This is a genomic window from Rhodococcus sp. IEGM 1306 (assembly GCF_036541985.1).
GTDB classification, from domain to species: domain Bacteria; phylum Actinomycetota; class Actinomycetes; order Mycobacteriales; family Mycobacteriaceae; genus Rhodococcus_F; species Rhodococcus_F qingshengii.
In genome coordinates, this window is record NZ_JAZHFF010000001.1 from 229,859 (window position 1) to 247,379 (window position 17,521).

Below are 17,521 nucleotides of genomic sequence, written 5' to 3' on the forward strand. Positions count from 1 at the left end.
GTCTCTGCCGCACACACGTCGCGGTGGGATGAAAGTTCCTGGAGTCGAATCAATTTCGTCGACCGGGAGGGCACGAAGTACCGACTGACAGGTGGAACAGTGACTCGTTTGGCGCAGACGGCGGGATTGACCGAAACCCAGACCGATATCGTCGGGGCGGTACGCGAGTTCGTCGATCGTGTGGTCATCCCCGCGGCGCAGGAACTCGAACACTCGGATACGTACCCGACCGACATCGTCAAGCAGATGAAGGACATGGGTCTGTTCGGACTGACCATCGACCCCGAGTACGGGGGGTATCGGCGAATCATTGCTCACCTACGCGCTGTGCGTCGAAGAATTGGCCCGTGGATGGATGAGCGTGTCCGGTGTCATCAACACGCATTTCATCGTGGCTCACATGATTTCGGCGCACGGGACGCCGGAACAGAAGGCGAAGTACCTGCCGCGTTTGGCTTCCGGGGAACTCACCGGTGCATTTTCCATGTCGGAGCCTGCCCTCGGTTCCGATGTTGCTGCCATATCGACCAAGGCGAAGCGGACGGACTCCGGCGATTACGTGATCACCGGCCAGAAGATGTGGCTGACCAACGGGGGTTCCTCGACCTTGGTGGCAGTCCTGGTCAAGACGGACGAGGGCGCGGAGAAGCCGCACAACAATCTGACGACGATATTGATCGAGAAACCCGCAGGTTTCGGCGAGGTACTCCCGGGCCTGAACATTCCGGGCAAGCTCGAGAAGATGGGGTACAAGGGAATCGACACCACGGAGATGATCTTCGACGGTTTCGAGATCGGAGCCGAGGAGGTTCTCGGTGGCACCCCTGGCTCGGGATTTCGGCACATGATGGACGGTGTCGAGGTCGGCCGGGTCAACGTCGCCGCGCGTGCCTGCGGAATTGCCCAGCGCGCTTTCGAACTGGCTGTCACCTACGCCAAGCAACGCGAGACTTTCGGCAAGCCGATCGCCGAGCATCAGGCCATCGCGTTCCGGATCGCCGAGATGGGCACCAAAGTCGAAGCGGCACATCTGATGATGGTCAACGCTGCCAGGCTCAAGGACTCGGGTGAGCGCAACGATGTCGCAGCGGGTATGGCGAAGTATCTGGCGAGTGAATTCTGTTCGGAGGTCACCCAGGACAGCTTCCGTATCCACGGCGGATACGGCTATTCCAAGGAATACGAGATCGAGCGGTTGATGCGTGAGGCGCCGTTCCTTCTGATCGGTGAAGGCACCAGCGACATCCAGAAGCAGATCATCAGCAAGGGCCTGCTTCGCACGTACAACTGAGCCGAGAAGCGGCACCGCGAATATGCGCGGTGCCGCTTTGTCGTGTCGGGTCAGCGGGTGAAGGCCAGGGTTGTCACCGGTGACCGGTTGCCGTATGCGTCAACGGCTTCGACGCGGGCTTCGTATGCGGTGCCCGCTGCGGCATCGGGAATCGGAATGTCGAGGCTGTTCGGCCGCGGCATGAAGTAGAAGTCCGAGAGCACCTTCGACGAGACCACCTTCGCTCCGGTGGCTGTGTCCGTGACCTCGACGGCGTAGTGGTGCACCATCTGATCGTCCTTGGCCTGCGCGATCCTCAGTGCGGTCGCACCGTTTTCGCCGGTCGTCACCGAGAGCGGAGTGCTCGAGGTGAACTGCGGCGCGTGCGTGTTCCGTGCGCCCGAGGTGTAGCGGAAGTTGTCCTTGATCTGCTGGTTGGTCGACCCGTCGAGTTCGACCGTCCACCCCGAACCGCTCAGCGTGCCCGCGCTCGAGTACGGCGGCTGCCAGTTGGCTGACCACGCGCCACCGGCGTAGATGTCGTGCTTGTCTGCCGCCATGTTGATTCGGTTGATTTCCGTGCGGTCCTGGTAGACCTCGACGAAGAGCGCTTGGGCAGTGGGTGATTCGAAACGGTTCGCGAGACCGGACTCGGTCACCATCTGGTAGCCGTGATCGATTTCGATGTACGACATCGAGCCGTCGTTGACCGACGTGAAGTCACGCTGATGGATCGACCGGTCGTCGTTGTTGTTCAGATGTGAGTGCCCGGAGAAGAAGATTGCCTGAGGGAAGGCACTCAGGTCTTCGGTCAATCGAGGGTTCGACGCCTGCTGCCCGTCCATGGCTGTGTTGCTTGCCGGCCGGTGTCCCTGGACCAGGATCGGCTTGGTCAGGTTCCCGGACTCCGCGGTGATTTCGGTCAGGCGGGACTTCAGCCAATTGCGTTGCGCTGAATCATTGTTGTAGGTTTCGGTGTTGACCGTGAAGAGATGGACACCATTGACGTCGGATTCGTAGTATCCGCCACCGGAATCCGGGAACCACTCCGCCGGATATCCGGCTCTGATCGCCGCGAGACTTGCATCGTGATTGCCGTTGGAGATCAGGAGTTGTGTGTCGTTCATGCCCTTTCGGGCGAGGTTTGCCTGGAAGATTTCTGCGACGATCTTGTGGTCGGGCCCCTTGCCGTCTCCGTTGTCGTTGATCATGTCCCCGTTGGAGAGGATGGCGTCGGGTTTCGGGAAGATGGAACCGATTGTGTCGAAGAAGCTTTCGTACTTCTTGTCGTTGTTCGCGTGATCGCCGACGTGGACGTCGGACATCACGACGACCTGAGCCAGCGGCTTTTCCGAGGTCTTGATCAGGTAGCCGAACGAGACGGCCGCGCTCGCGTGATCGCCGCGGAAAGCTGCGACAGTGACGTTGGTGTCCTGTGCGATGTGCAGCGGACGTCCCGGCGTGGCAGCTTGGCTGTCGGTGGTGGGTGTCGTTCCGTCCACGGTGTAGCGGACGGTGGCGCCGCGCTCGGCGGTGAAGGTCAGGTCGACGGGGTGCTCGTACCGTCCGCCGGGGACGCTGACGCCGGGCGCTGCGGGCGGCGTGTTGTTCTCGCCCGAAGAGCTGCCCCATTCGAAGGACGAACTGCCCCAGCCGGGTTCGGCGTGGGATTCGGCGGGGGCGATGCCGGGAACGGCGAGAGCCGCTGTCACGGCTGCTATCGCGATGGTCGTACGTCTCACGAGGATTCCTTGTCTTCGACGCGGTGGTTCAGACCTATCCGTAATTGGTCTGGACCAATTACGGTAGGTGGCGCCGGGTAGAAGAAGGTGTGTCCTGAATGTCCGATTAATGAAGCGTGTGTGAACACCCTGCAGTGCTTGGTACCGGTATACCTGTCTGCGTTTATGGCAAAGTCGATGGAGTGGACCTACGTCAGATCGAGTACTTCCTTGCCGTTGCCGGTGGTGAGTCCTTGTCGACGGCTGCGCAGAATCTGTCGGTCACCAAGCCGTCGCTGTCGCAGGGTATTCGTGGCCTCGAGCGCGAACTCGGAGTCGAACTGTTTCACCGTGTCGGTCGCGGTTTGGTGCTGACGGCAGCAGGTCGGGCGTTGGTAGGGCCGGCGAGGCAGATGACTCGCAGCAGCGCGGCCGCGTTCGACGTCGCGATCGGTACGGCCGACGAGCCTCGTGGCCGGCTCGACATCTGCTCCGCGGCACATGGTCTCGAAGGTCCGATCGCACGCATCGTGGCAGACTTTCGTGAGCGGTGGCCTGCTGTGACCGTTCGGGTCGGTGAGTTGCCGCAGGGTGCAACGTCTGAGCAGGTGTTGGCAGACGGCGCGTGCGAGGTGGTCTTCAGCTATTGGCCACCCGACATGTCGGCGCTGTCCACGAAAGTGTTGGGGGTGAACGAGTACTGGCTGGCAGTGCCGTCGGGGGTTCATCCTGACGTCTGGCCGAATGGTGTGAAACCCGCTGCGGGAGAGCCGGTGTCATTGACGGCATTGCCCGATCTCCCCGTGGTGGGTGTGCTCAAACACTCGCGGGCTCGGCTTGCCATCGAGTCGTCTCTGCAGGCCGCCGGGGCCCGGACTCGGATGTCGACGGAGTTGGCGCAGCGGGAGACCGTCGGCGCGTTCGTCTTTGCTGGTTTGGGCATGGCATTCATGGAGCGTTCGTTGGCCGAGAGATCGGTCGCGTCCGGCGCGGAGATATTTCCGGTGGAGCCGCCGATCTCACTGAATTACGGCGTCGAGTTCGATCCGGAGACGCTCTCGCCGTTGGGCAGGCTGTTCGTGGAGGGCTTGTGACGTGGGGAGATGTTCTCGATGTACGCAGACCCGGCCGGAGAGAGCGGGCCGTCGCGGTAGACCAAGATCGTCTGCCGGGTGATCGGTGGGAAAAGCGAGCGAACCTCAGATGCCGGTGAGTCTTGTTCGGCGATCGATCTGGGCAGCAGCGCGGCGCCTACACCTTGCCCGACCATTTCCCGGACAGCAAGGCGATCTGGCACTTCCACGACGACGTCGGTGAGTTCCAGATCGTCGTCGATCGAGTGCCCGCGCCGAACTGCGGATGCCTCGACCACCATTGGCAGGCGCGCGACCACGGTGCGCGGAACCGGATCGGGGAGGTCTGTGGCCAGGCGAATGGGGATCGACAAGACCGTTTCCTGGGTGCTCACGGCAATTTCTCGAAGCCCGTCGGAGACTTCGGTACCCGGGTGGGTCTCGAGAAACCCGAGTTCACACGTACCTGCTCTGACGAGCGCGCGCACGTCCTGTGCGTTGGCGGAGGCGTTCGTGGAGAACCGAATTCCGGGTGCCGTCAGATGGAGGCGTCCGGCGACCTCTGCAACAGGGTCGATGGCGAGATCGGACTGAACTGCTATGGCGAGTTCCCCGGCGCGCAAAGCGGTTACCGCAGCCACCGCGGCCTCGGCCCGAGCAACGTCGGCGAGCAACGTACGGGCAGAATCGGCAACTGCCAGTCCGACCGTGGTGGGAGCCAGACCGCGAGTGGTGCGCTCGAAGAGTGTGGCTCCGAGAGCTCGTTCGAGGTTGCGCACGGCCTGCGAGAGAGACGGTTGCGAGATACGCAGGACGTCCGCGGCGGCAGTGACGCTGCCGTGATCGACGACCGCGACGAGATACTGCGCGCTGCGTATGTCCATGCCGGGTGCCTGCATCTGACGAATTCTCCCAGATGACGGAGCCTTGGCGGCGGTGACTTGCTGCGACCTGCGGACATAGGTCTGAGCTATGGCTCTGTGCGCCTTCTCGTCTTTGTGGCGCAGGCCATAGCGATGGTCGACTGTTCCAGTACCACCGACCGCGGTTCGTGCTCGGTGAGTACCTGGAACACAGGAGCGTGATGTGAGCGAGCTTCACCTACCCAACCGGATACGTCACTCGGCGTCGACACGGCCGTCCGATCCGGCAATCACATGCGGCGACCGAATGTTGACTTGGGCTGAGCTGGATGGCGAGACCAGCACCTTGGCGAGTGCGCTGGCAGAAGTGACCACAACGGGTGCTCGTGTCGGTGCGCTACTGCGTATGGGGCTCGAAGGTGCGGAAACCTTCATCGCATGTGCGAAGGCAGGCGCTGTGTTCATACCGTTGAACTGGCGGCTCAACCCACACGAACTCGTCGACATCGCCGAGGACGCGGAGCTCGACGTCTTGATCGTCGATGACGAGTTCGCCGCGGGGGCGGCGGCGATGTCCGCAGCGTTGCCGGACATCGAGGTCATAACCGTGGGAGCTGCAGGGGTCCTGCCGGATTCGCGAACCTGGGCGGAGTTCGTGGCATCAGGGACCGGTGTCGACCCCGGACACGGGCACGATCCGGACGCAGCAGTTCTGCAGCTGTACACGTCCGGGACAACCGGCCGGCCCAAGGGCGTCGTGGCCACGCACCGGAATCTGTACAACGAGCCCGAGGGGTTCGATGTCTACGAATTCGGTTCGAATGCAGTCGCACTCGATGCACTTCCCCTCTTTCACATCGCCGGTGCCGGCTGGATGAGTACATGCTTGTCGGCCGGAGTGCCTTTGGTGCTGCTCGGAGACATGGCGCCTGCTCGGGTCGCTGATGCCATCGCGACCCACCGCGTCACCCACGCATTTCTGGTGCCTGCAGTCATTCAGACGCTGGTAGATCTGCCGACTCTCGACAGTTTCGATCTGACCAGCCTGGAGGTGGTCGCCTATGGGGCGTCACCGATCACTCCGGCGCTCCTCGCCCACGCGATGACTGTCTTGAACTGCAAATTCGTTCAGCGATACGGGATGACCGAGACGACGGGTTCGGTATCCGTCCTTCGTGCTTACGACCATCATGTGAGCGGGCCGCGTTCGGAGTTGCTTCGCTCTGCGGGCAAGCCGATGATCGGCGTCGAGATCTCGATTCGAGACGTCACCACTGGTGAGGAATTGCCGCCCAATAGTTCCGGTGAGATCGTCGCGCGCAGTAGAAACAACACTCGCGGATACTGGCGACGTGACCGTGAGACCGCCGAATTGTTCACCCACGACGGTTTCCTCCGAACGGGGGACGCCGGCCATCTGGACGACGAGGGGTATCTGTTCGTCACCGATCGACTCAAGGACATGATCATCACCGGCGGAGAGAACGTCTATCCGATCGAGGTGGAATCCATTCTGGCCGAGCACCCCTCGGTCGCCGAGGTCGCGGTGGTCGGGGTTCCCGACAAGCGCTGGGGTGAATCCGTGACCGCAGTGGTCAAACTGGTCGACGGTGCCGACGTGCCGAGCGTCGACGAGTTGATCGCTTTCAGCACAGCGAAGTTGGCGTCGTACAAGAAACCTCGCCAGATCCATTTCGTGGACTCCCTACCTCGCAACGCGAGCGGAAAACTGCTCAAGTCGAGCCTGCGGACCATGCTGAACGCGAGCGGAGAAGCATCATGATCGTGACCGAAGACGTCGGTGTCGCACAACGTGAGGCATGGGCGAACAAAGTCCTTCCACCGGTCGAACAGGTGCGGGACGGATTGTGGTCGATCCCTGTTCCTATGCCGGACAACCCTTTGCGCTACGTACTCGTCTACGCACTCGCGCTCGACGACGGACTTGCCCTCATCGACGTCGGTTGGGATCACGAACAGTCCTGGCAGGCTCTCGTCGACGGCATAGCATCGATCGGATACCACGTTTCCGAAGTGCGCTATGCGGCAATCACGCACCTGCATCCCGATCACTTCGGCCTGGCGCCGCGTCTTCGGCAGGTCAGCGGCGCGACACTTGCGATGCACGTGGCCGACGCGACGCTCCTCGGGTACCACGGGCCCGAACAGACCCGCGACGACATCAGTGGCTGGAACCTGCAGTTGTCCGAACTCGGCGCACCGGCCGAAGTGCTCGACGCGTCTCGGGTCGACCTGGTGCGGTTCGCCGAGCACGAAACCATCGACATTGTTCTGGGAGAAGGGGATTCACTCGACCTACCCGGTTGGAATCTCCGCGCCCAATGGACACCGGGGCACACTCCCGGACATCTCTGTTTCGTGGAAGAGGACAGAGGCTTGTTGTTCAGCGGCGATCACATGCTGCCGAGGATCAGCCCGAACATCTCCACGATTCCCGGTGAACTCGAGAACCCACTTCATCGTTATCTTCTCTCGCTCGAGGCGACGACAACACTGGGCGAGTGCGAAGTGCTTCCGGCACATGAATATCGATTCCGTGGGATCGCCGATCGTGCACGTCAATTGATGGGGCACCACGAGGAGCGATTGGCGGAGATCGTGGCTGCGGTGCAGGATGAGCCTGAATCCACGGCCTGGGAACTCTCACGCACGATCTCCTGGTCTCGCCCGTTCGAACAGATGTCGCCGCGACTACTTCGCTTGGCAGTCCGCGAAACCCATGCTCATCTTGTTGTTTTGGCCAAGCGGGAGATCGTGACACCGTCCGGCGGCACACCCGTGCGCTGGAGCATTCGCGCGCAGTGACCTTTCAAGAATCTCATCACGGAAGTAGGAACCGAACATGAGCGTCGTGCTCACCGACTTCGCCGACGGCGTTGCCGTCATCACCCTCAATCGTCCCGAGGCCAAGAACGCGGTCAATCTCGAACTTGCCGAAGCCTTGGCTGCGGCCATCGACGAGTTCGAGGAACGGGCCGATCTCACCATCGGCATTCTGACCGGATCTGGTGGAACCTTCTGCGCCGGTATGGATCTGAAGGGATTTGCGCGCGGAGAGCGGCCATCGCTACCGGGTCGTGGTTTTGCCGGTCTGACCGAGGCACCGCCGTCGAAGCCGCTGATCGCAGCCGTCGAAGGTTGGGCACTCGCCGGCGGTTGCGAACTGGCCTTGGCGGCCGACTTGATCGTGGCGTCCACGGACGCGAAATTCGGCCTGCCCGAAGTGAAGCGGGGACTTGCCGCGGCCGCCGGCGGACTCCTACGTCTGCCGAAAATTCTTCCGTATCAGTTGGCCATGGAAATCGCGATCACGGGGGATCCACTCAGTGCCACCGTGGCGCATCATCACGGCTTGGTCAATCGGCTCGCCGAACCGGGACACGCGCTGACCGTCGCACGCGAGCTTGCGGCCCGAGTAGCGGCTAACGGTCCACTGGCTGTTCGCGCGACCAAGCAGGTACTGGCAATGTCCGCCAAGTACACCGATCCGGATGCCTTTGTCGCGCAACGCGAATTCATCGATCCGGTCTTCACCTCTCGTGATGCCAAGGAGGGCGCCACGGCATTTGCCGAGAAGCGCTCTCCCGTGTGGAGTGGTTCATGAGTGCCGAGACGATCGAGCGTGCGGCCGTAAGCATCGAACGAGACGGTGCTGTCGCGACGATTGTTCTCTGTCGGCCGCACCGCCGCAACGCTCTCGATCTCGACGCCTGGATCGCTCTACGTGAAGCAGTCCTCGAACTTCAAGAGGACGCGCAGATTCGCTCGGTGATCCTGACCGGCGCGGATGGGACCTTCTGCGCGGGCTCCGATCTGGACAAGCGTGGCTCGTCGCACCCGCTCGATCGCATGCGTGTCATCAACGCAACGGCAATCGCACTGAGTGAGTTTTCCAAACCTCTGGTGGCGAAGGTCGACGGGTTTGCCGTCGGAGCCGGATGGAACATGGCGTTGCTCTGCGACTTCGTCGTGGCGGCCAAGGGTGCGAAGTTCAGCCAGATCTTTGCCAAACGGGGGTTGTCTGTCGACTTCGGTGGTTCGTGGATCCTGCCGAGACTGGTCGGCCTCCAACAAGCCAAGCGACTGGTGATGCTTGCCGAGACGATCGACGCACAGGAAGCCTACGAGCTCGGGTTGGTGACTTATCTGGTCGAACCGGCCGAGCTGGACGAACACACGTCAACACTGGCGCAGCGGCTCGCCGCCGGCCCGCCGGCCGCACTGAGTCAGTCTGCCGCCATGCTCGAACGTCACACCTCCCTCTCGTTGCGGGAGGCCTTGGACAACGAGGCGAGGGCGCAAGCGGTCAATTTTGCGACGGATGCCACCGACGCGGTTCGTGCCTTCGTGGAAAAGCGGGAGCCGATCTTCACCGGAGAGTGGGCCGTACCAGGGGCAACTCGGGTGGAGTGAGCGACGGATCGCTGGTCGTATGATGGATGAGTGGATCTGCACTTCGTCACCTACTTCGTCGCTGTTGTCGACCACGGTGGGATAACGAAGGCCGCTCAGGCTCTCTACATTTCGCAGCCCTCGCTGTCACAGGCAATTCGTACGCTCGAGCGTCGACTCGGCGCCACGCTGTTCGACCGGACGGGCAGGCGGTTGGTTCTTACCGACGCGGGCCGCACGTTCGATCTCGCGGCCAGGAAAATCCTTGCCGACGTCGAGCGCGCGAAGGCGAAAGTGACCGCCGTTCGCGAACTCGAGTTCGGTCGTGTCGACGTCGTCTCGTACTCGGCGTTCTCGATCGATCCGATGGTCGAGTTGGTCCGGCGATTCCGGGCCAACTTCCCGAAGATCGTCGTGCGTGTTCTCGACACGTACGGCCCGGCCGGGGTCGACAATGCGTTGCGGCGAGGGTCGGCCGAGGTCGGCGTCACCGATCTGAGTATCGGGTACGAAGGTTTGGTCACGGCTCCGATTGCCACTCAGGAGTTGGTGCTCGCCACCCATGCGTCGTTGTCCGGCCGACTTGCAACGCCGTTGGCGGATCCGGTTCCGCGAGCGCTCTTGCACAGTTTGCCGCTTGTGGTCGATCTCGGTGATCAATCGAATCAGTTCCGGGGCTTGCTCAGCGAAGGCGCCGAGAACGTAGTCGTGGACTGTGTCCACCCTGTGACCACGTGGGAACTGGTTCGCCGCGGAATCGGCGCCACTGTAGTGCCGAGAAGGGTTGCACAACAGCAGATGACAGACGTCTGCGCCTTCTCCTTCGATCCGCCGCTGACACGCGACGTCGGTATCGTCTATCGCTCGGGCGAGCAATCCCCGGCGGCCGCTGCATTCATCGCGACGGCTGCGGAAATGGCCACCTCCGCCGTTCCGTCCACGGAAGAGGAGTGAACTGTGGAGTTCCGGCAGATGGAGTACTTCCTCGCAGTGGTCGAGAACAAGGGGATCAACGGCGCCGCAGCGGCTCTCGGCGTTGCTCAGCCGACCGTGTCACAAGCGTTGCGCGGGCTCGAACGTGAACTGGGAGTAAGGCTGTTCCATCGCATCGGGCGCGGCATGGTGCTCAGTGCTGCCGGTCGCAGTCTGGTCGGCCCGAGTCGACAGGTTTTGCGAGACGTAGCTGCGGCGGCTGAACAGTTGACGGCATCCGATGGCGCCATCGTCGGTCGCCTCGACATCATGGCTTTCCCTGCACTGACCTCGGGGACGATCGTCGATCTGATTGCGGAGTTCTGTCGACGGTATCCGCAAGCACGAGTCAGATTCTCGGAACTCGAGCGTGAGGACAATCTGGAAAGTCTCATCCGGGACGGCCACTGCGAATTCGCGGTGGCTCATCTGCCGCTCGAGGCGGGCGAAGGGCTCGAAATCGTCGAATTGGGGGAGCAGGAATACCGCCTGGTCTACCCGGCTGGAACAGAACTACCCGAGGGGCCGGTACGCCTTTCGGAAATGCCGGACATTCCCATGGTATTCGTTCCTCGCGGGGCAGCGATGGGTGACGCGATCGAAGATTCGATCCGAAAGGCCGGTACCAGAACGGAACTCGCGGTGGTGACCGAGCAACGGGAGTCGCGGCTCCCGATGGTCATCGCCGGACTCGGCGGTTCGTTGGTCGAGCGCTCGGTGGCGAAATCGATGCCTGGTCAGGTGGTGGAACGGGCCTGCGAGCCGAGATTCCTGCGTGCGTACGGTCTCGCCTTCGACCCCTCGACGTTGTCGCCGGTGGGACAGGTATTCGTGAACCTGATCCACGAGTACCTGTCCGACGAACGCCGGTCACAGCACTAGAGTCGGCAGATACGTTCTCGCGCGGCAGAGTACTCGGCGGCGAGACGTTCTACTACTGCATGCGTCGGAAGGACTGCGTCGATCGCTCCGATGCCCTGTCCGGCGCCCCAGATGTCACGCCAGGCCTTGGTATCGGTGTCGTTGGTCGCGAAACTCATTGCGGATGGATCGGATTCGGCCAGGTTGTCGGGGTCCAAGCCGGCGGCAACGATGCTGCCCCGCAGGTAGTTTCCGTGTACTCCGGTGAACAGGTTGGAATAGACGATGTCGGAGGCCCCTGAATCCACGATCATCTCCTTGTGCGCAGGATCCGCGTTAGCCTCTTCGGTTGCGATGAAAGCTGATCCGACGTATGCCAAATCGGCCCCGGCCGCGAGCGCAGCGAGAATCGAATCACCATGAGCGATGGCACCTGACAACAGCAGTGGACCGGCGAACCACTCACGAATCTCCCGAATCAGGGCAAACGGCGACTGCCTACCGGCATGGCCACCGGCCCCGGCAGCTACCGCGATCAGTCCGTCGGCGCCCTTCTCGATCGCCTTGCGTGCAAAGCGATTGTCGATGACGTCATGGAGAACGATTCCGCCGTATGCGTGGACTGCGTCGTTGATGTCGGTGCGAGCGCCGAGGGACGTGATGACGATCGGAACCTCGAACTCGGCGATGGTCGCCAGATCCTCTTCCAGGCGGTTGTTGGACCGGTGGACGATGAGGTTGACGGCAAATGGCGCCGACGGATTCTCCGGGTGCTCACGATCATGTTCCTCACGAGCCACGGTGATCAGTTTGAGCCAATCCCGAAGTGCCGACTGCGGACGAGCATTCAGTGCCGGGAAGGACCCGATGATGCCAGAGGTGCACTGCGCGATGACGAGGTCAGGAGTCGAGATGATGAACATCGGTGAAGCGAGAACCGGGACACGCAGTTGCGACGTCAGGTCTGCGAAGGTCGTCACCTGGAACCGCCTTTCTGATCGACGGATTCGAGAAGTCTCGAGCGGAGGTCGGTCTTGAGGACCTTACCGGCAGCCGATGTCGGAAGGAGTTCTACCTCGACGACTTCGCGAATCTTCTTGTACGGCAGCACCTGCTCGGCGACAAACGCCTTGATCTGCTCGGCGTCGAACTCGGCGCCCGGAATCATCACCACGAAGGCTACGGGCTCCTGGCCGTTGCTCCCCACTTCGCGGCCGACAACCGCAGCAGTCGAGATCGCCGGGTGCGAAACCAGAATCTCTTCGAGTTCCCGCGGATAGACGTTGTACCCCTTGTAGATGAGCATGTCCTTGGCCCGGTCACAGATGAAGAGGTATCCGTCCGAGTCCAGGTACCCGATGTCTCCCGTGTCCAACCAGCCGTCGACGAACTGTTCTGCGGTGGTTTCCGGGTGTCCGAGATAGCCGTCGGTGACCTGAGGCCCACGCACCCACAGTTCGCCGCGTTCGTTCTCGCCCAGAACGGTCTTCCGGTCGAGCTGATCGCGAATCTGGATTTCGGTGTCGAAGATCGGGAGGCCGACGCTGCTCTGCCGATATTCCGAGCCGTTGATCAGCGGAGCGGCCGTGACCACACAGGTGGCCTCGGTCAGCCCGTACCCTTCGACGACGAGCGCTTTGGGAAATGCCCGGCGGAGTGCGGCGAGCGTGACACTGTCGATCGGGGCGGCACCCGAAGACACGACGCACACGCTGTCGGTGTTGCGCACCGTAGCGTCGGGATGAACCGACAGTGCGTGCCACATGGCGGGAGACCCGGTGAGATAGGTGGCCTCGTGCTTTTCGATCAGCTCGAGCATCCGGCCGGGTTCGAACCGACCGGCGAACACCTGGGTGAGACCGGAAATCAACAGGAACGACGTGTTGAGCAACGAATGTGCGTGGAAGAGCGGGGAGACCACGATGGTCGCCCCGGTCCCGGGCGTCGGACCGAGCACGTCGAGGCCGTCGATGCGTCGAGGCGTGACGAGACCGTCAGGACCTGCTTCCAACTCGTGACCGGTTCTCCACCCACACATCTGCGTGATGTTGCCGACGACGTTGCGGTGAAGAACACGAACACCTTTGGAGACTCCGGTGGTTCCGCCGGTGAACGCGATGTGTGCGATGTCGTCGCTACGAACCGAGGCAGGGGTGAATTCGGTGGGTAGATCGGCGATGAAGGAGTCGAATGCGACGACCGACTCCGGTGTGTCGAGCGCGCCCTCGGTGTCCTGGACCATCACGATCGTACGCACGGAGGTTCCTGAAGCGGCCGCGAGCAGTACGTGCAGCTGCGAACTCTGAGTCACTGCAGCAACGGCGGACGTCTCTTCGATCTGCTTGCGCAGGCCGAGCTCTGGCTGCAGTGGGTTGACCAATGTGACTGTCGCCCCGGCCTGTAGGCATCCGTAGTAAGCCTGGAGGAACTCGACGCAGTTCCCGAGGTGCATCAACACCACGTCGCCGACGCCCACCCCGGCTTGCCGCAGTGCGCCGGCGAATTGCGCACTGCGCTGACCGAGTTCGCGGAAGGTGCACGTACGCTCGCCTTCCACGACGGCGAGGCGGTCACCGTAGAGCGCCGCCATGCTGGGCGCCCAGTACGCCATGGTGGTATCCGGGTATTGCATGTTGTGCCGCAGTTGTGGATTGGCGATCACGCTGGTGCCCGTCACCGGGGAGCCATTCGGATAGCGCCGTCGAGTCTGATGGTCTCGCCGTTGAGGTAGCCGTTCTCGAGCATCGAGACGGCGAGCTGGCCGAACTCGTCCGGACGACCCAGTCGTGAGGGATTGGGAACAGAGGCTTCGAGGGCCGTGCGCACGTCTTCGCGTAGGCGCGCCAGCAGGGGAGTGTCCATGATGCCGGGAGCAATGGTGTTTACGCGGATTCCGCGGCTGGCGAGATCGCGGGCAGCGGTGACCGTCATACCGACGATGCCGGCTTTGGACGCTGTGTAGTTGATCTGACCGATCTGACCTTCGAATGCTGCGACCGACGCCGTCATGATGATGGCACCTCGCTCACCGTCCACTGCGTCGAGTTCCGCCATCCGCTCGGCGCCGAGACGGAGTGCGTTGAACGAACCGACAAGATTCAGCTTGACGACGAACTCGAAATCTTCGACCGATCCGGCTTTTCCGTCCTTGTCGAGAATGCGCATACGACGCCCGGCGCCCGCGCAGTGGACGACGCCGCGGAGGCCGCTGCGCTCGTGCGCCGCGTCGAGTGCTTCGGCGAATTGTTCGCTGTCGGTGACGTCGGCCGGGGCGAATTGTGCGGCAGCACCGAGATCGGCCGCCACCTGCTTACCGTCGGACGAAGGCAGATCGATCAACGTGACCTGCGCTCCGGCGTCGAGCAGCCGTCGAGCGGTTGCCAGGCCGAGGCCTGAAGCGCCGCCGGTGATCGCGGTGGAAAGTCCCTCGAGTTTCATGGATCAATTCTTCTTTCCTGCTGGATGACGTGTCGGCCCGAAAGCGTTGTCGGGTCAGATCAATTCGAGAATGGTCGCATTGGCCATGCCGCCGGCCTCGCACATCGACTGGAGACCGTAGCGAATTCCGTTGTCGCGCATGTGATGTGCCAGGCGAGTCATCAAGATCGCACCTGATCCGCCGAGTGGGTGGCCGACCGCGATAGCGCCGCCGAGCGGATTCACACGATCGATGGCTGCGCCGGTTTCAGCCTGCCAGGCAAGCGGGACGGGGGCGAATGCCTCGTTGATCTCGAAGGCGCCGATGTCGTCGATGGACAATCCGGAGCGATCCAATGCCTTTGCGGTGGCGGCAATCGGACCGGTGAGCATGATGACCGGGTCGTCGGCTGCGACCACTGCGGTGTGAATACGAACGAGCGGCTTCCACCCACGTGCCCGGGCGTACTCGCTGGTCGTGACGAGTGTGGCGCCCGCCCCGTCGGAGATCTGAGAAGAGTTGCCGGCGTGGATGGCACCGTCGGCGTCGAAGGCCGGGGGCAACTTCGCGAGCGACTCCACACTTCCGCCTCGCCGAATGCCTTCGTCCTGGGACAAGCCCGCGATCGGAGTGATCTGCCCGGTGAATGCCCCTTCATCGGTGGCACGGGCCGCGAGTTCGTGTGAGCGGAGGGAGTATTCGTCCAGAGCTGTTCGTGTGAGTGCCCATTTCCGGGCCATCATCTCGGCGCCGGTCCCCTGGCTGAAACCGTCCACCCCGTAGCGTTCGAGTACCGAAGCCGGAAAATGCTCACCGTTCTTGCTGGCGGTACCCATCGGTACTCGTGACATCGATTCGACGCCTCCGGCTACGACCACGTCGTTCTGACCGGAGATGACGGTGGCCGCAGCAAAGGAAACTGCCTGCTGGCTCGATCCGCAGGCCCGGGTCAGTGTGACGCCGGGAACGCTGTCGGGCCAGCCGGCAGCGAGTGCCGCTGTGCGGGCGATGCTTCCGGCCTGCTCGCCGACCTGACTGACGCAACCCCAGATCACGTCGTCGACCGTCGCCGCGTCGAGTCCGGTCCGTTCAGCGAGCGCACGCAGTACATGGGCGGACAACTCGGCCGGATGGATCTCCGAGAGGGCGCGGCCGCGACGGCCGATCGGTGTACGTACTGCGTCGACGATGACGGCATCTCGCATGTATCTCTCCTGCTGTTCGTGCCCGGTTCTGCGACTGTGCGGTCGGGGCGTGTCTCGAGTCGATCACGAGCGGGTCGACCCGGCAATGTCTTTCGGTGAATGGCTTTGTTAGCGAATGGCTATACGTGGAGTACTCAGCCTCGGATGAGCTTGCGATCGCGCTCGGGATTGGCGAAGACGAGGACCAGAACCGCGGCGATCACTCCGATGACGCCGATTGCCTGGAAGGACTGGGCGTAGCCGTCGGCCGGGGTTGCAGCGTTGTCCACGATGACTCCCGTTGCGTAAGGAGCAATCAGGCCACCGATCGACATGATGGCGAGGAAGAATCCCATCGTTCCGGCAGTCTGCTGCGGCGGGCACAGCTCCGAGATCGCAGCGTTGATGAGCGGGAAGGTGATTGCCGAGAACCCGTAGCCGATCGAGACCATGGCGACAGCGACGATGGGGGTGGAGATCTGTGGCAGGAACAGGAGAATCGATCCGCAGATCAGAACGCCGACACAGGGAACGATGACGCGAACCGTACGAGAGGTGAAGCCGCGGCCGATCAACTTGTCCGTGACGGAACCGGAGGTGATCATGAGGACGAGACCGACGATCGAGGGCAGCGCGAACATCGAACCGGCTTGCATCGCACTGTATCCGAGGCCGACCTCGAAGTACGACGGCAACCAGGTGAGAACGACGGTGGTCAGCGCGTAGATGGTCGCGATGAGGAAGCAGCAGCTGACGAAGGTGCGGGAGAGCAGGATCTTGCGCCACGGAACGTTGGGCTCGGTGACCGCCTTCGTGGCTGTCCCGGCTGCCTCGGTTGCTTCTGTATCTGCAGTCTTGGTCGCCTTGACGGCCTTGCTCGTGTACGGGCCCTCGGACCAACCGGCCAGCCAGCAACCCATCCACACGAGACCGAGAACGGAGAGCGAGAGAACTGCTGCGCGCCAGCCGTAATGAACGGCGATGAAGGTCAGTACCGGCGCGAGGGCGATCTTTGCGACAGAGGCGGATCCGGCGAGCATTGCGCCGGGAAGGCCGCGCTTGGCCGGCGGGTGCCACGAGTACGCCGCGGTGTGCATCAGCGCCGAACTGGGGCCTTCGGCAAATCCGAGGAGCATGCGCGAGACGATCAACATCGCGAGGCTGGCGCCGAGAACGAGGGGGAGCATGACCACGGACCAGATTGCGGCCAGGATCAACAGCGCCCAACGCAGGGTCAGGTACTTGTTGAGCGGTCCGGCGAGGAATCCACCGATGCAGAACATCAGGAAGAAGAGCGAGCCGACCATGCCGATTTGCGAAGACTTCAGTCCGAGCTCACGAGCGAGGGGCTGAGCGATGATTCCGAGGACTGCCTTGTCCGCGTAGTTGACGATGTAGAGGAAAACGACGAGCCCGGTCATCGTCCACGCACGCTTGCGGGTACCGAAGACGGGAACTGCTGACGAATCTGGCGTTGCTGTTGCTTCGGGCTGGACGTCGTTACGCTGTGGCGCGATGGGGGTCACGTGGTGTCCCTTCGAGACTGGTGGGCGGATGCGATCGTGCTCGAAGCGCGGCCTCGAAGCGATCGATGGTGGTGTGTTTGCCGGCTGACTCATTCAACGTGTTCTGGATCACTTTGAGCAATGTCGCGTCGATGATCGGAACGATAGCGGTTGCCTATGTATCGCAGGTCAGGCCATATTGGTACGCCCTATCGGACGCATAGCCGATGAGTGTTGGATC

14 protein-coding genes and 1 pseudogene are annotated in these 17,521 nt (G+C 62.4%); 8 read left to right on the top strand and 7 right to left on the bottom strand.

All coding sequences use genetic code 11. The annotated features are described in order from the left end of the window. Window positions 1-99: 99 nt before the first annotated feature. Window positions 100-1,291, top strand: a pseudogene (locus V3587_RS01220) (acyl-CoA dehydrogenase family protein). A gap of 50 nt (window positions 1,292-1,341) precedes the next feature. Here V3587_RS01220 and V3587_RS01225 read toward each other — a convergent pair. Continuing rightward, entirely contained in the window at window positions 1,342-3,012 is a 1,671-nt protein-coding gene (locus V3587_RS01225; protein ID WP_283376032.1) for a chitobiase/beta-hexosaminidase C-terminal domain-containing protein, read from the bottom strand. A gap of 182 nt (window positions 3,013-3,194) precedes the next feature. Here V3587_RS01225 and V3587_RS01230 point away from each other — a divergent pair, with 182 nt between their 5' ends. Then, a complete protein-coding gene (locus V3587_RS01230; RefSeq protein ID WP_007729523.1) occupies window positions 3,195-4,085 on the top strand; it encodes a LysR family transcriptional regulator in 891 nt (296 codons plus the stop codon). Here the strand turns inward: V3587_RS01230 and V3587_RS01235 are convergent. Next, entirely contained in the window at window positions 4,019-4,963 is a 945-nt protein-coding gene (locus V3587_RS01235) for a LysR family transcriptional regulator (protein WP_054188394.1), read from the bottom strand. The two genes, V3587_RS01230 and V3587_RS01235, sit on opposite strands and share 67 nt — an antisense overlap. 187 nt (window positions 4,964-5,150) lie before the next feature. Here V3587_RS01235 and V3587_RS01240 point away from each other — a divergent pair, with 187 nt between their 5' ends. Genes V3587_RS01240 through V3587_RS01265 form a run of 6 tightly spaced genes read left to right on the top strand, consistent with a single transcriptional unit; the run spans window position 5,151 to window position 11,194 of the window. Then, window positions 5,151-6,710 carry a long-chain-fatty-acid--CoA ligase gene (locus V3587_RS01240; protein ID WP_283376033.1) on the top strand — a complete coding sequence of 520 codons (1,560 nt, stop codon included), beginning with the start codon at window positions 5,151-5,153 and terminating at the stop codon, window positions 6,708-6,710. Then, window positions 6,707-7,753 carry an MBL fold metallo-hydrolase gene (locus tag V3587_RS01245; RefSeq protein ID WP_030537195.1) on the top strand — a complete coding sequence of 349 codons (1,047 nt, stop codon included), beginning with the start codon at window positions 6,707-6,709 and terminating at the stop codon, window positions 7,751-7,753. The genes V3587_RS01240 and V3587_RS01245 overlap by 4 nt, the downstream gene beginning before the upstream one ends. Window positions 7,754-7,790: 37 nt before the next feature. After that, window positions 7,791-8,552: a crotonase/enoyl-CoA hydratase family protein gene (locus tag V3587_RS01250; protein WP_065351440.1), complete on the top strand. Its 762-nt coding sequence runs from the start codon at window positions 7,791-7,793 to the stop codon at window positions 8,550-8,552. Then, window positions 8,549-9,361 carry an enoyl-CoA hydratase/isomerase family protein gene (locus V3587_RS01255; protein WP_283376034.1) on the top strand — a complete coding sequence of 271 codons (813 nt, stop codon included), beginning with the start codon at window positions 8,549-8,551 and terminating at the stop codon, window positions 9,359-9,361. Before V3587_RS01250 ends, V3587_RS01255 begins: the two co-directional genes overlap by 4 nt. A gap of 30 nt (window positions 9,362-9,391) precedes the next feature. Continuing rightward, window positions 9,392-10,294 (top strand): LysR family transcriptional regulator, encoded by a 903-nt coding sequence (locus V3587_RS01260; protein WP_283376035.1) that lies wholly within the window; start codon window positions 9,392-9,394, stop codon window positions 10,292-10,294. Window positions 10,295-10,297: 3 nt separating this feature from the next. Next, window positions 10,298-11,194, top strand: a complete 897-nt coding sequence (locus V3587_RS01265; RefSeq protein ID WP_003939949.1) for a LysR family transcriptional regulator — start codon at window positions 10,298-10,300, stop codon at window positions 11,192-11,194. Here the strand turns inward: V3587_RS01265 and V3587_RS01270 are convergent. The 5 genes from V3587_RS01270 to V3587_RS01290 all read right to left on the bottom strand — a co-directional run bounded on the left by V3587_RS01270 (window position 11,191) and on the right by V3587_RS01290 (window position 17,394). Continuing rightward, window positions 11,191-12,096: an NAD(P)H-dependent flavin oxidoreductase gene (locus V3587_RS01270; protein WP_411742220.1), complete on the bottom strand. Its 906-nt coding sequence runs from the start codon at window positions 12,094-12,096 to the stop codon at window positions 11,191-11,193. The genes V3587_RS01265 and V3587_RS01270 overlap by 4 nt on opposite strands. A gap of 53 nt (window positions 12,097-12,149) precedes the next feature. Then, window positions 12,150-13,805 carry a class I adenylate-forming enzyme family protein gene (locus V3587_RS01275; protein WP_283376236.1) on the bottom strand — a complete coding sequence of 552 codons (1,656 nt, stop codon included), beginning with the start codon at window positions 13,803-13,805 and terminating at the stop codon, window positions 12,150-12,152. 41 nt (window positions 13,806-13,846) lie between these two features. After that, complete coding sequence (locus tag V3587_RS01280) at window positions 13,847-14,611, bottom strand: SDR family NAD(P)-dependent oxidoreductase (RefSeq protein WP_283376037.1); 765 nt, start codon at window positions 14,609-14,611, stop codon at window positions 13,847-13,849. A gap of 54 nt (window positions 14,612-14,665) precedes the next feature. Continuing rightward, complete coding sequence (locus tag V3587_RS01285) at window positions 14,666-15,796, bottom strand: thiolase family protein (protein ID WP_003939840.1); 1,131 nt, start codon at window positions 15,794-15,796, stop codon at window positions 14,666-14,668. Window positions 15,797-15,930: 134 nt separating this feature from the next. After that, window positions 15,931-17,394, bottom strand: coding sequence for an MFS transporter (locus V3587_RS01290; protein ID WP_283376038.1), 1,464 nt, complete (start codon window positions 17,392-17,394; stop codon window positions 15,931-15,933). Window positions 17,395-17,521: the final 127 nt, after the last annotated feature.